Source organism: Polynucleobacter sp. JS-Fieb-80-E5, assembly GCF_018882015.1.
Lineage (GTDB): Bacteria > Pseudomonadota > Gammaproteobacteria > Burkholderiales > Burkholderiaceae > Polynucleobacter.
This window is the reverse complement of the sequence record NZ_JACVPH010000008.1, coordinates 71,507-85,279: the sequence shown is the minus strand read 5'-3', so window position 1 is coordinate 85,279 and position 13,773 is coordinate 71,507. Positions and strand designations below refer to the sequence as shown.

Genomic DNA, 13,773 nt, shown 5'->3' with positions numbered 1-13,773 from the left:
GATTAAACGAGTCCTGGTTTGTGTTTGCCACGCGCTCTCATTGCTGCGTAGATCACTGGCAATACTAGTAAAGTCAAAATCGTAGTAGTTACCATTCCGCCCACAATCACAAGAGCCAAGGGACGCTGTGCCTCGGAACCGATCGAATGTGACAAAGCTGCAGGTAGGAGACCTAATCCAGCCAACATTGCTGTCATCAATACAGGGCGAACGCGCAATGCAGCACCATCTACCATCGCATCCTTCATGGCGCCATGCTCTTCAGCTACCGTTTTATTAATATAGGAGATCAAAATCACACCGTCTTGAATCGCAATGCCAAAGAGTGATAGGAATCCAAATAAAGCGGAAATACTCAAGGTCTCGCCACCAAGATGCAAAGCAATGATGCCGCCAATAGCAGCGAATGGAACGTTGATCAAAACAATCACTGCATCGCGGAAATTACCCAAGGCAGTTACAAGCAATAAGAAAATGGCAACGAGCGTCAATGGAATGATGACCATGAGCTTTTGTTGTGCAGCCTTCATTTGGTTAAATTGACCGTCCCAAGCAATGGTGTAATTCGTTGGCAAAGCTACGTTCTTTTCAACTAAATACTTGGCATCCTCTACAGCACTACCCAAGTCTCGACCACGTACACTAAAAATCACAGCGATATAGCGCTTACCTGCTTCACGATAGATAAAGAATGGACCATCGCTTAAACGAACATTAGCCACCATACCCAAGGGAACTTTTTGTCCATTAGGTGTATCGATCAATAAATTAGTGACATCGGGGATATCGTTGCGGCTTGCTTCATTTAAACGAACGGCAATTCCAAAGGTTTTTTCATCTTCTAGGAAATTTGAAACTGGCGCACCACCAATCGAATTTGCAACCACTGTTTGAATATCACTGACATTCACGCCGTAACGCGCAGCCTTATCGCGATCGATCTGAATATTCAAAGTAGGTTGACCCAATTCTTTGAGGGTATTTTCATCCTCAATACCGCGTACTTTTTTGAGTTGCGTCACTACTTCATGCGCTTTTTGTGCAAGCACCTCTAGATCGGAGCCAAAAATTTTGACTGAGTTTTCTCCCTTAACTCCAGATAAGGCCTCATTCACGTTATCCTGTATGTACTGAGAGAAGCTGTAATTAATACCCGGGATCTTATCAAGCTCAGCCTGCAGATGTTGTAATAGAACATGCTTGCTTGTGCCTTTTGGCATCGACTCAGGAGACTTTAGATACAAGCCGTACTCTTGGTTAAATACCCCAGTAGAGTCCGTACCATCATCAGGGCGACCAATTTGAACGGCAACTTTTTCTAATTCTGGCTGCTTTAAGAAAGTCTCACGCAGTTGATTGGCAACCTTAATAGAGTAATCAAGATCAACCGTATTAGGTAAGGTCACGCGCAACCAAATATTGTTTTCTTCGAGCGTTGGTAAGAACGCCGTTCCCAACCGAGTCGCGCTTAATAAAGTTACGCCTAAGATAAAAATAGATACAGCAATCACATGACGAGGATGATCCATCCACTTTCGGAGCAAAGGGCGATAACGCTCGAGCATCCAAGTAATGAATTTAGGCGGCGCATGATGGAAATTTTCACCAAAAACATAAGACATCGATGCCGGCAAGAAGGTCAAACTCAGAATAATCGAGGCTACCAAAGCAAAGCCCATGGTGAACGCCATCGGCTTAAAGATGATGCCTTCAACACCGCCCATTAAAAACAATGGTGAATAAGCCACAATGATGATGCTGGTGGAATAAATCATGGCACGCTGGACTTCGCTAGTAGCCAAAATAATGCTTTGGTTGACCCGCTTGCCGCCCTCTTCCATGTGACGCATCACGTTTTCTGTGATGATCACTGCTGCGTCCACAATCACCCCAAAGTCAATTGCTCCTAACGAGATCAAATTCGCTGGCACATTGAAAATGTACATCATGATGAATGAGAAACATAGCGCTAATGGAATCACAGCGGCAACGACTGCCGCAGCGCGGAAGTTGCCTAAAAATACATAGAGCAATACCAGAACCATGGTGATGCCAAAGAACATGGTGTGCTTCACAGTGCCTACAGTGATGTCCAGCAACACCTGTCGGTCATAAAAAGGTCTCACCTGAATACCGGGTGGCAAGATGTGATTATTGACGTTGTCAATTTTTTCACGCACGCGAGCTAAGACTTCTGAGGCATTTTCACCGCGACGTAGATAGACTATCCCTTCAACAGAGTCTGGATTACTATCGAACTGAAACAGGCCCAAGCGGGGTGCATTACCAATAAGAACAGTTGCAATATCGCCAATTCGAACTGGTACGCCCTTATTAACTGCAACAACTACTTGTTTGATATCAGCAATATTCTTCAGTAGGCCCACACCGCGCACGACAAACTGTTGCTCGCCACTTGGCAATATGCCACCACCCGTGTTGTCATTCGCTTTCGTTAGTGCATCGATCACCTGAGGCACAGTCACCCCTTTGGACTGAAGGCTTTCTGGGCTAACAATGACTTGATATTGGCGAACTTTGCCACCAAAGGAAGAAACGTCAGCTACCCCTGGAGTTTGCTTGAGCTCTTTATAGATTTCGTAGTTTTGTAAGGTCTTAAGACGTGTAGGTGACGCGTAATCAGAAGTCACCTGGTAACGCAAGATTTCACCAGTCGCATCTGAATCTGGACTAACACTGGAACTTACCCCTGCCGGAAACGCCACATTGCCTAAATTGGTGATGAAGATTTGGCGAACTTTAAAGGGGTCGGCATTGTCATTGAACTTCAACGTAACAACGGACAAACCAAACAGAGATACCGAGCGAAACGCTTTGACCCCCGGAATACCAGCTAAGGCATTCTCAACTGGAATAGTGACTTGTTGCTCGACCTCAGTTGTACTTCTCCCTGGCCATTGGGAAATCGCCTGAATCGTCAGCGGCGCCACTCCTGGGTATGGCTGAATCGGTAATTGTTTTAAGCTAAATGTGCCAAGCACCAACAGCACAGCAGCGGCAAATAAAATAATGACGCGCTTATCTAAAACTCCCCGAATGAAGGAGGTTACAAAACTCAATTATTCCTCCTGCTTGGCAAAACGGTCGTTCAATAGAACCGCGCCATCAGTTAAGACTAACATTCCAGGATCTAGACCCTCAGTTACTGCGAAACGCTTACCATCAAGATCGTAGCCTTTCACAGAAAAACGGCGGAAGGTGTCTTTAGATGTTTTGATGATGACATAACGCATCTCGCGCACTCTCACAATCGCTGACTGAGGAACCACAACAGCCTCTGCCTCGCCTGTCTTAAGTTTTGCACTGACATACATATCAGGACGTAAGAAACCATCGGTATTTTCAACATCACAGCGTATGAGCAAAGCATGTGTCTCTGGATCAATTGCTGGCGCAATGTAATTAGCTTTAGCAATAAATTCTTTATCAGGATAGGACTCGGAACGCAGCACCATGGCCTGGCCTTTTTGAATCTTCCGAATATCCTGCTCATACACATTACCTAGGAACCATAGCTCTTTAGGGTTGGCCAAAGTCACCAAAACATCGCCAGCATTTACGATCGATCCTGGCTCTATTGAGCGCTTTACCACCAGACCCTGCAAAGGTGAACGCATCACCAAGTTATATTGGGTTTTTCCACTCTTATCTAAAGTCTTAATATCTCCATCACTCGCCCCTAGATTACGCATCCGGTTTGCAGCAGCCTGTTGCGTAATTTGAGCATCGCCCAACAGATCACTCATTGTCTTGTTCGCCTCAAGCACTTTAGCGGTCTTAGAGGACAATAAATACTCTTGTTGCGCAGAGAGAAACTCAGGACTATAGAGCTCAACCACTGGAGAGCCGACTTCAACTGGCGCGCCATCAAAAGCATAGATACGCTCTACCCTTCCAGGGGCTCTAGCAGAGAGTACCTTAGATTTTTCAGCATTAAATGCTAGGCGGCCCGGAACACTTAACTCAACAGGCACTTGAGTTTTTACGGCATCTTGGAAAATATAAATGTTGGGATTGAGATCTACACCTGGGAGCTTTAACTCCATTGCACCGGTGTTTTCAATCGATAAAGTCTTAGCTGTTTTTTCGAGCTTAACCGGACGGTTCACGTTAACGAATAAACCAATCACAATACCCAGCATCAAAATAGAAACACAAATTATGACTAAGCGGAGGCGCGCACGCGTCTCTGGTGGAAGCGCCCAGTATGAGCGGTGAATCTCATTGGTATTGGCGGCGATGCGAGCAGTAAATTTATCCCTTAGCTTCTGAATCTCTTCGGAAGCTCGCTTGAGGATATTGGTTAACTTGTCCTTCAAAACAACTCCTTAAAAAGGTTCTTTGCCAGCAGAAACCAGCAAGACTGCCTGGGATTGCATCAAATTTGCTTCCGCCAAAGCCAGTTGCACCTCTAAATTACGCAACTGCGTCTGTGCCGTCAATAAATCATTAAAGCCTTGACCGTTATTGGAATACTGAATTAATCCTACCTTGTAAGCAGCATCTGCTTGTGGTACTTGGCGATCTTTCAAAAACTGGGTTTGATTCTTAGCTTGCTCATAAGCAGCATAAGCAGTATTCACAGCGAGCACGATTTGCTGACGATTAGAGATATTACCTGCCTCAGCAGCCGCTTGATTGCGCTGTGCCTGCTCTACCCCGTACTTTTCCTTGGTAAAGAAATACAAAGGAATGATGAGGTCCAGCTCCAACTGGTAGAACAGTGCGCCATTGTTTGCGGAAAATGGGCCACGCGGCGTGTAGGATGAACCAATCACTTGGAAGTCTGGCAAATAAGCTTTCTTTGCAAGATCCACGCCTTTACGTGCAGCATCTAATTGCAGCGCAGAGCTCTTTAAAGCGGGATGACTACTTTCAGCATAGTCTTCAAGCTCAACTAATGTAGGTACACCGTTCATAGCACGGCGCACATCACCACGGAGCACTAGCTTCTCACGGGAGTGTCGACCTACTAAAGTATTAATATTATTGAGTGCAACTTGAAGTTGACGGTCAACATTAAATTGATCAGCCTCAGCAGCGCTTTGCGCTACCTGCGCATTCAGATACTCAACATAAGCTGCAGCATTATTTGCATAACGGGCCTTAGCTACATTCTTAATCATTCCTAGACGGATAACGGATTCTTTAAGAACCTGTAATTGCTTTTGTGAGGCGAGTGCGCTGTAGTAAAGACTGGAAAGTTGTGCACCTAGCTGCAAATAGGTTGCCTCTGACTGCGCCAACAAGGCCTCTGCATTTGTATCAGCAATATTCGCGGCTAAACTTTTTTTGCCCGGAAACTGAAAAGGTTGCGCAATCGAAATAGCATTGTTACTACTGATACCTCCAGGATATTGCTGTGATGGTGCATTTGCCCCACCCAAGGCAAGAGGAGAATTCACCGGCATTCCTGACCACACCAATCCAACCTGTGGATTGGCTGGTGCATTAATTTGTGGAACAGTTGCCTTGGCAGATAAGTAAGACTCACGCAATGAAGATAATTGCGGATTGTTCACTTTGAGCTCATTCCAAAGCTGGCGCAAATCCATCTCTGTTGGCCCAGATGAAATAGGCTTGGTATAGATCTTCGGAGTATTTGCTTTAGTTACTGGGGCAAACATTTCGGTGGCCTTAGAGCTAGCGCCTAGTTGCGAACCGATTGATGGTGGCGCCGTCATTGAAGTCTCACCAGTCTGAACGGTAACGCTTGCTGGAGCGCTATCGATAGATGACTGAGCAAACGTTGCAACAGAAAAAGTAGAGGCGCTAACAACAAAGGCTGCCATTGCAAATGGAGTCACTCTTTTGAGCGGTGTCGCTACGCTAGTTTTGTGTTTGCCGAGAATCAACAAAAGCGGCTGCCTCTAAATCAATAAAAATGCTGTTTTTATAGCCCCAGATGTGGATTTAGAACCAGTCCAAAGCTGTTTCTGGGGGTTTTAAGGATTATAGGGTACAAAAGCCAAAAGTCTAATTATTGACAATTGCTATCTTATTGATTCTAAAGATAATAATGATGGTTAAAGCCTGCAAAGTCTTTAAAACTCGGCATGGATCCTAAAAGACATGATATTTACTGGGCCCCGAGCTGAGTTATAGGCCGGATTATTAATGCGCTGAAAGTTCACACCAGCGAGCACATTTTTAACCACCATCGCGTTGTAATAGATCTCTCCAATACGCTCAGGACGATAGGAGATGGTTTGACTGGGGCTTGCATAGTCGCCAATGAAATAAGATACCCCGCCAGCTTGCAAGTAACCCCTTCTATAGCTGGAAAGACCATTTTGCATCATCGATACGCCGATGCTGTCGCTTGGACGCTCCCAGCTTGTCCCATTTAAGCCCATGCCAACCGAAACAGAATTATCAGCTTCTGTAAATGACATAGTTTCTGTATGACCATCAGATGTAAATGCGCGTCCATAGATGCCAAGATCCTTGGTTAACGCTTGCTCACCATTAATACCAATACCAGTCTTGTATTGGTAGTTGTTGCGTACATTGTTAATAGCTTGTGTGCCTTGTGCATTATTGGCTACTACATAATTTGTCGCATCCTGAAAGCGCGCCAAGATCATGCGGTTACGATAAGCCAAGACACTTACCTTACCTGGCAAGTCGCCAATATTGTGTTGCCGCTCAACCTCTACTTGGTCACCATAAGTATTAAAAATCTGCCAGCTCAAATCACGGCCATTGGGGTTCTTAGGCGCCAACATACGCGAAGCTCGCAATACCCAATTATCGAGATACCACTCACCCGCTAAGCCAGTGCTGTAGCCGCGGGCATCGGCCGCATAGTCATATGCTAAGTAGGTCATATTGCCCCAGTTCATAAACTGAATACGGGGATCCTTTGCATAACGACTATCGTCGAAAATATCTAAGGTAGAGAACTGACCAGCGGTGACCACCACGCGATTACTACTCACTGTTTGCGTAATTTGATTGGCATCATTTTCAAGTAGAACTTTATCGCCCTCTTGATTAAAAGTCTGACGCAAGAAGGCGCGGGCAGAATAAAACTTCGCCTGGGCGCCGCCTGCTTTAGTAGCCTCACCGTTCGTAAAGCCACCCAGACCAACCAAACCTGAAAATGGCACACCAGAAACGACTTCTGGATTGAAATAGATATCAGTATTAGGTGCTAAGCGAGCACCCATGAATAAAGTGCCGGACCAGGTATAGCTCATAGACTTCAACTCACTCATGCTGTTTTGCCCAGAATATGAGGATGTGAAGTTGTTGTAACGCTGATTAATGTAAGTGGTTTGACCGTGGATATTTACTGGCAACCCAAACAACTCTCCCTCTGTTGGCAACCATTCAATATCGCCCGCAAAGCTCGAAATTTGGTCAGCACCAGAACCCGCCCGCTGCGCAAATGCAGAAGCTCCAAACAATGTACAAATAATGCTCAGCAGGAGGAGTAGATAAATCTTGCGGGTCATTCACAATTTCTAGTGGGGTTGCCAGTGCCTCAGAGCAAGGGCCACATTCTGATAGGGAAAATCGGCAAACACGACTTAGGATTGAAGCCTAAGGGTGGTGCAGACCAAATTATCCCCAATATGGAGCAATTTACCTAGTCTTTATGGCAACAAGATGACAGATCAGGGAAGAATCACTCATGGACTACGCTCGCATTAGTCTTGGGTGTGCCCTGAAAACAACTTATCCAAATAAATCACTATGGCTGCCTAGGCGGGCAAGATGCAATAGCAGAGGATCAGGCTTTTTGTAGATTAGCAAAACATCTGGCTTGATATGACATTCACGGTGTCCATGCCAGCGGCCGATCAGATCATGATCTCGTAAATTGAATGGCAACTTCTTATCCAGCACTAATAGATCAATCGTCAGCAATAGAAGCTCTTCAATATCCTTCTTATGCCGAGGGTTTGAATATATACGCCTAAAGTCTTTTTTAAATACTGAAGATCTTTCAATCTCCCGCATGCAGATCCGCCATTAAATCCTTGCTGTTTTTAAAACGCTTTCCTTTGCCCGCCTCTAGCTCTGCTATGGCTTTTTTTGTTTTAGCGTTAGGAACCTTCACTGAAAAAGGTAATTGCTTTTCATCTGCTATTCGCAACATCAACATACGAATAGCATCTGAGATGGATAGGCCCATTGCCTCAAGTGCATCAGATGCGCGATTTTTGGTTGCCATATCTATTCTGGCGCGAACATATGTATCTGCAATAGTCATACAACTCTCCCACTAAAAACATTGAATTATTATGTAGTCTCAATGTGACTACATTTTAACAGAAAATGGAAAATAAAAAAGGGGCTCAATGCCCCTTTTTACAGAATACTTTGTAGGTAAACGATGGTCTAACGACGATCCATTAAGGCGCGAGCCAAGGTGCCCGCATCCACATACTCAAGCTCGCCACCAACTGGGATGCCTCTTGCTATACGAGTAACTTTGATGCCCTTGGCTTTAAGTACTTCACCAATATAGTGGGCAGTAGCCTCACCTTCACTCGTGAAATTCGTAGCCAGGACCACTTCACGAATCGGTATACCGGTATCGGGAGTCTCAATGCGATTGAGCAATCGATCAAAGCCGATTTCATTTGGGCCCATACCATCGAGTGGTGAGAGACGACCCATTAATACAAAGTAATTACCTTTAAAACTGAGCGTCTGTTCCACCATCACCTGGTCAGCAGGTGTTTCTACTATGCAAAGCAAAGAAGGATCACGGCGACCATCGGAACAAGTACTACAAACCTGCGTTTCTGAGAAAGTATTGCAACGAGCGCAGTGACCAACAGTCTCAACTGCCTCACCTAATGATTGAGCAAGTACTGCTGCACCATTACGATCATGCTGCAGTAGATAGAATGCCATGCGCTGAGCAGATTTTGGTCCCACTCCAGGCAGAACGCGCAATGCCTCAATCAAACGACCGAGAGCATCTTGAGGGGCTTCTATGCGCGCCATTAAATAATCAGGTTCGTATTTAACAAAATTGAATTAGAACGGCAACTTAAAGCCAGGAGGCATTGGCATACCAGCAGTAGCGCCAGACATCATCTGGGCACTTGCCGCTTCAACCTGTTTGAATGCTTCTGTGTAGGCAGTCACGATGAGGTCTTCCAACATCTCACGATCATCCATGGCACCCGGATCAATCTGCACACGTTTGAGTTCGTATTTGCCAGAGACAGTTACTTTTACCAAGCCACCGGCAGCTTGGCCAGTTACTTCCAACGCAGCCAATTGCTCTTGCGCTAGCTTCATCTTCTCTTGCATCTGCTGAGCCTGTTTCATGAGGCCAGCAAGTCCACCTTTCATCATCGCTTTATTTCCTTAGTGGTATTAATTGTGATTTATGAATATTGATATTGAATTAAAGAGGCTTAACAGAACCGCCGACTACTTTGGCGCCAAACTCTTTTTCTAATTGCTGAATAAATGGATCGGCAGCAATCATTTGCTCCGCATTCATTCTTTTCTCTTGATGAATCTGGGCATCCACCTTAGCCACTGTCTTGCCTTCTACTTCGCCCTTTTCAATTACGATCTTGACGGGCTTGCCAAAGTGAGCTGTAAGCGCATCAGCCAAACGACCAACAGAAGCTTCTGAAGTTAACTGCGGCATCGGCGTAACGATGGTTGCGCGTACCCCAGCAGGTGAATCATTCCAATCTTGCAACTCTGTCTGAAATGCTAACTGCTGCACCATTCCTTTAACGGGTAACTGTCGCATCAAGGCATGCCAATCAGGACGCTCGGCAGAACTGGCCACGGAAATTTGTGCAGCTGGTGCTGACGGTGTCGATACCGGAGCGACAGGGGCAGCTGCTCTAGCAGCAGGTGCTGGTGCGGACGCTGCTGGCCGAGCAGTATTGACTGGTGGAGTCGAGGGTGATGATGGCGCTGAAGAAGAATTGCCTCCTCCGCTGCTATTGCTTCCGGGACGAAACGCCAACATACGTAACAGAGTCATCGCAAAGCCAGTTTGCTCATCTGGCGCCAGCGATAAGTCTGGACGACTTGTAATCGTAATTTGATAGAAGAGTTGCGCCTCTTCTTTTGTGAGCTGGCCTGCCAAGCGACGAATCTCACCTGCTTCTGGCCAATCTTCTAAAACGGATTCCGGAACCACTTGCGCTGCTGCAATTTTTTGCAACAAGCTTGAAAGATCTTGCAACGCTAATGAGAAAGACATACTGCGCTCACCCATTTCGTTTGCAACTGCAAGAAGGCTTGCACCATCTTTAGCAATCAAGCAATCGAGAATGCGAATGAGATAAGCGTCATCTAATGTGCCCAGCATGCCACGTACGGATTCTTCGCTAACTTTGCCAGCCGCATAGGCAATAGCCTGATCGGTTAGCGATAAAGCATCGCGCATTGAACCTTGAGCCGCCTTGGCAAGAACACGCAAGGCATTGACTTCGCACTCTACCTTCTCAGCAGCAAGCACTTTTTCTAAATGCTCAACGATGAGCGGTACTGGCATTTGCTTGAGATTGAACTGCAAGCAACGAGACAAGATGGTTACTGGGATCTTTTGAGGATCAGTGGTCGCTAGAATAAATTTAACGTGCTCTGGCGGCTCTTCCAATGTTTTAAGCATGGCATTAAAGGCATGATTGGTGAGCATGTGCACCTCGTCAATCATGTAGACCTTATAACGCGCATTGCTGGGTGCGTAAGCTGCTTTTTCTAGGAGAGCGGCAATATCGTCCACACCACGATTACTTGCAGCATCCATCTCTATATAGTCAACAAAGCGGCCTGCATCGATTTCCATGCAAGCTGGGCATTTGCCACAAGGCTCTGAGGTCATTTTGCCGGAACCATCAGACCCCGTGCAATTGAGCGCTTTAGCCATAATGCGGGCAATGGTGGTCTTTCCTACTCCACGGGTACCCGTAAAGAGCCATGCGTGGTGGAGGCGTCCCTGATCCAAAGCATGGGTTAAGGCCTTAACCACATGGTCTTGACCGACTAATTCAGAGAAGGTTTTGGGGCGCCACGAACGGGCTAATGCCAATGCTGTCATGTCTTACATTCTAACAAGCTAAAATGGAATTGGATGGGCCTCCCCGCATGGTGGGTTGGATAACCTGGTCAGGTCGGGAACGGAGCAGCCAAACCCAATTTCTGCCAGTGCCGGGGGTTTGGCTCATCCACCCTCCCCAATTGAATGCCCTAAAAGCAAGCTGGCTTACTTCTGTAGCTTTTTAGCCCCCGCTCCCCTGAATTCTCTTTTAATTTCTTAGCAAAAGTAGCCCTGCCTTCAGCCTCGGAAACGATCCTTAATTAGCGTTAATAAACTTTCTGCCTGCGTAATTGCTTCTGACGTCAATGCATCTGAAACTAGATCTCCTGAATAATCGATAGCGTTTCTTTGCTTGCGCAACTGATCGAGCAATATGAGTCTAGTTTTATCCAGACCGATAGTTAAGGGCAATGCCTGCAACATGAGCTGATGATGTCCTGGCTTACTAGTTAGCACCCTATAGCCTTTTGCTTGCAATGCTGCTTTAGACATTTGCATAATAGCTTTATAAGCTAAATCAAAACGGCTTTCATTGCTAATGGTTTTTAATTTAGCGTCTTGCAAACTCGACTGCGCAGCTTCAATGAGCCTGCGAATCATTAAGCGATCGATTTCTATTGAATCAAGACTGATTCCGATTAGATTTTGTAGGGTGATCTGAGGCCTCATTAGTGTGGAGTTGTTGCTCATCCCCAATAATGAAGAGCTTTGGCTTGCTCAATACATCATGGATGAAGGCTCCATTATCTTTCACCAGCATGCTCCACTCTTTAGCAGCATAGACATTAGGGTTAATCTCTCTTCCCAATTGCTCTTGCAAGGGATGCAACAGTAGAACAACTTCTGCATAACTTACTCCACCAATGAACATGAGATCAATGTCACTTTTAGCATTTACCTTTCCACTCGCAACTGATCCAAATACAAACGCGCTTTGTATTTTTTCACTTAAAGGTAACAAGGCAGTAATCAATACATCACTTAAGCCACTTGTCTTACGCAAAACATTGGCGAGGTCTACGTAAATTGGACACTCTTGATTTGCTTGGTAATGATTTTGATTGCCTACTTTTTGAACCGTAAGTAAACCCACCCCTAATAACTTATCCATTTCCCGTTTGAGAGTGCCTGGCACGGTTGCAGTGAGTCGAGCAATTTCACGCAAATAGTAGGAGCGCTCTGGATGAAGAAGAAGCAAGCCCAATACACGACTGCGATATTCGGTGAAAAGTACGGATGAGAGTGTCGACATACCCTAAATATTGCACTAATGTTGCTTTATTAGCAACTATAGTAGCTTTTTAAGCAACATTAAGACAAAATCAAATGAAAGGTCTAAAAAACCTTCAGAATCCTCAATATTCCCCAAATCATCCAAATGATTGCCAAAACTAGAACAGTCCTAGCGTCTAGCTGGATCTTAAATAGCTGTAGCTGCCTGTGAGAACACTCAATAGAAACACGCAAAGCTGATCTCCTAAATATAGAAGATTTCAGCGTAGAGACTTAAGAATGTGGTGAATAGAGATGAAGGATGAATTGATCGTAGGAAAGCATTACACCTTCCTACGCCAAACCTATCAAGACTACTTCTGTGAATCCGTATTACGGCTTTGCGTTACTCTCTTGCGCATGAATGCTGACTTGACTGCTGATTCCATCATGCAGAACATCAGTGTGCTATCCAAATCAGCAACTCGATAAATTAGTTATTTTTATTCTTGAGAGCTTCTTCTAGCTGATTGATTTTATTTTGCATTGCAGTCATCTTGGCATTAAGCGCGCCAACGTTTAAGAAAGTCTCCTCGGCAACTGGCGCTTTGAGGTTGTTACCCCAGCCCAGCCATGACGAGTCATATACCTTGACCTTCTTAAAGCCCAAAGACTTAAGTACTGTGGCAGTCTCAGAGGCCCGCACACCACTTTGGCAATAGACCACGGTTTCTTTATCAGGATCGAGATTGGCATACAGTTTTTTTAAATCTGTTTGATTTTTTAGCGCCATGCCAGAGTTATCAGCAACTTGTTTCTTACCTAACTTGATCGCAGTTGCTGGGTCTTGCCAATTGTCTTCGAAGGGGATATTGGTGGCATTGGGAATGTGGCCACCCCGAATCGTACGCACATCCTTACCTGAGAACTCATCAGGTGTCCTGGCATCAATGATTTGCACCGATTTCGACTGGGCAAGCTTGAGCATCTCCTCATTACTAACAACCAATTGAAGCTGCGGTACTAGCACTACCGATACTGGCGGTAAGGTTTGGCGCTCTTTTTGAATTGGCAGGCCAGCTTGTTTCCAGCCATCAATACCATCATGGTAAATCTGTGCATCTTTTCCACCAAAATAATTAATGGTGTACAGACCAAAATAAGTATATGGATTGCCGCGTGCACCATAAACCACAACATCTTTATTCACATCTAAACCAGCAGCGTTAAAAATCTTCTGAATTTGTTCTGTAGGGATGTAGTCTTCTTTGTTTGGGTCACGCAGTACATTACCGATCTCACCAATATTGATTGCACCTGGGATGTGCCCATCTAAGTAACTTTTTTCATCGCGTACATCCCAAATAATCGCACCGCGAGCAATTGCCTGCTGCATCTGATCTGTTTGAATAATGGCTGTTTTTTGCTGAGCAAATGCCATGGAAAAAATGCATGCCAATACGATTGCCAATAGTGATTTCACGATACTTCCTTGGATTAAATAT

At 45.3% G+C, this 13,773-nt stretch carries 13 protein-coding genes and 1 other RNA gene; 2 read left to right on the top strand and 12 right to left on the bottom strand.

Features of this window, described 5'->3' with window-relative positions; all coding sequences use genetic code 11:
* Nucleotides 1–2: 2 nt before the first annotated feature.
* The 9 genes from ICN44_RS11625 to dnaX form a co-directional block, all read right to left on the bottom strand.
* On the bottom strand, nucleotides 3–3,080 hold the full coding sequence (locus ICN44_RS11625) for an efflux RND transporter permease subunit (RefSeq protein ID WP_216264088.1): 3,078 nt from the start codon (nucleotides 3,078–3,080) through the stop codon (nucleotides 3–5).
* Nucleotides 3,081–4,340, bottom strand: coding sequence for an efflux RND transporter periplasmic adaptor subunit (locus ICN44_RS11620; RefSeq protein ID WP_216264087.1), 1,260 nt, complete (start codon nucleotides 4,338–4,340; stop codon nucleotides 3,081–3,083).
* A 9-nt stretch (nucleotides 4,341–4,349) separates the two neighbouring features.
* Entirely contained in the window at nucleotides 4,350–5,879 is a 1,530-nt protein-coding gene (locus ICN44_RS11615) for a TolC family protein (RefSeq protein WP_216264086.1), read from the bottom strand.
* A gap of 186 nt (nucleotides 5,880–6,065) precedes the next feature.
* Entirely contained in the window at nucleotides 6,066–7,481 is a 1,416-nt protein-coding gene (locus ICN44_RS11610) for a carbohydrate porin (protein ID WP_216264085.1), read from the bottom strand.
* Between the two features lie 223 nt (nucleotides 7,482–7,704).
* On the bottom strand, nucleotides 7,705–7,989 hold the full coding sequence (locus ICN44_RS11605; protein WP_216264084.1) for a type II toxin-antitoxin system YafQ family toxin: 285 nt from the start codon (nucleotides 7,987–7,989) through the stop codon (nucleotides 7,705–7,707).
* A complete protein-coding gene (locus ICN44_RS11600; protein WP_216264083.1) occupies nucleotides 7,976–8,242 on the bottom strand; it encodes a type II toxin-antitoxin system RelB/DinJ family antitoxin in 267 nt (88 codons plus the stop codon). Before ICN44_RS11600 ends, ICN44_RS11605 begins: the two co-directional genes overlap by 14 nt.
* Nucleotides 8,243–8,370: 128 nt before the next feature.
* Nucleotides 8,371–8,985, bottom strand: coding sequence for a recombination mediator RecR (recR, locus tag ICN44_RS11595; RefSeq protein WP_215359810.1), 615 nt, complete (start codon nucleotides 8,983–8,985; stop codon nucleotides 8,371–8,373).
* Nucleotides 8,986–9,018: 33 nt separating this feature from the next.
* The gene (locus ICN44_RS11590) at nucleotides 9,019–9,342 is read right to left on the bottom strand and encodes a YbaB/EbfC family nucleoid-associated protein (RefSeq protein WP_216264082.1); all 324 of its coding nucleotides are present in this window, start codon (nucleotides 9,340–9,342) and stop codon (nucleotides 9,019–9,021) included.
* Between the two features lie 52 nt (nucleotides 9,343–9,394).
* Entirely contained in the window at nucleotides 9,395–11,056 is a 1,662-nt protein-coding gene (dnaX, locus tag ICN44_RS11585; RefSeq protein WP_216264081.1) for a DNA polymerase III subunit gamma/tau, read from the bottom strand.
* Nucleotides 11,057–11,088: 32 nt separating this feature from the next.
* Here dnaX and ffs point away from each other — a divergent pair.
* An RNA gene (gene ffs, locus ICN44_RS11580) (signal recognition particle sRNA small type) lies at nucleotides 11,089–11,187 on the top strand.
* Nucleotides 11,188–11,293: 106 nt separating this feature from the next.
* Here the strand turns inward: ffs and ICN44_RS11575 are convergent.
* Nucleotides 11,294–11,656: a DNA-binding protein gene (locus tag ICN44_RS11575; protein WP_216264080.1), complete on the bottom strand. Its 363-nt coding sequence runs from the start codon at nucleotides 11,654–11,656 to the stop codon at nucleotides 11,294–11,296.
* Between the two features lie 22 nt (nucleotides 11,657–11,678).
* Nucleotides 11,679–12,308 carry a nucleotidyltransferase domain-containing protein gene (locus ICN44_RS11570; protein ID WP_216264079.1) on the bottom strand — a complete coding sequence of 210 codons (630 nt, stop codon included), beginning with the start codon at nucleotides 12,306–12,308 and terminating at the stop codon, nucleotides 11,679–11,681.
* A gap of 275 nt (nucleotides 12,309–12,583) precedes the next feature.
* Between ICN44_RS11570 and ICN44_RS11565 the strand changes: the two genes are divergently transcribed.
* The gene (locus ICN44_RS11565) at nucleotides 12,584–12,760 is read left to right on the top strand and encodes a hypothetical protein (protein ID WP_216264078.1); all 177 of its coding nucleotides are present in this window, start codon (nucleotides 12,584–12,586) and stop codon (nucleotides 12,758–12,760) included.
* Nucleotide 12,761: 1 nt separating this feature from the next.
* Here the strand turns inward: ICN44_RS11565 and ICN44_RS11560 are convergent, their stop codons facing one another.
* Entirely contained in the window at nucleotides 12,762–13,751 is a 990-nt protein-coding gene (locus tag ICN44_RS11560) for a sulfurtransferase (protein ID WP_216264077.1), read from the bottom strand.
* Nucleotides 13,752–13,773 lie beyond the last annotated feature (22 nt).

Bases quoted from the DNA above. Each gene is read 5' to 3' on its own strand.
- ICN44_RS11565 (WP_216264078.1), top strand. From the start codon at position 12,584: ATGAAGGATGAATTGATCGTAGGAAAGCATTACACCTTCCTACGCCAA.
- ICN44_RS11610 (WP_216264085.1), bottom strand. From the start codon at position 7,481: ATGACCCGCAAGATTTATCTACTCCTCCTGCTGAGCATTATTTGTACA.
- dnaX (WP_216264081.1), bottom strand. From the start codon at position 11,056: ATGACAGCATTGGCATTAGCCCGTTCGTGGCGCCCCAAAACCTTCTCT.
- ICN44_RS11605 (WP_216264084.1), bottom strand. From the start codon at position 7,989: ATGCGGGAGATTGAAAGATCTTCAGTATTTAAAAAAGACTTTAGGCGT.
- ICN44_RS11575 (WP_216264080.1), bottom strand. From the start codon at position 11,656: ATGATTCGCAGGCTCATTGAAGCTGCGCAGTCGAGTTTGCAAGACGCT.
- recR (WP_215359810.1), bottom strand. From the start codon at position 8,985: ATGGCGCGCATAGAAGCCCCTCAAGATGCTCTCGGTCGTTTGATTGAG.
- ICN44_RS11570 (WP_216264079.1), bottom strand. From the start codon at position 12,308: ATGTCGACACTCTCATCCGTACTTTTCACCGAATATCGCAGTCGTGTA.
- ICN44_RS11600 (WP_216264083.1), bottom strand. From the start codon at position 8,242: ATGACTATTGCAGATACATATGTTCGCGCCAGAATAGATATGGCAACC.
- ICN44_RS11590 (WP_216264082.1), bottom strand. From the start codon at position 9,342: ATGATGAAAGGTGGACTTGCTGGCCTCATGAAACAGGCTCAGCAGATG.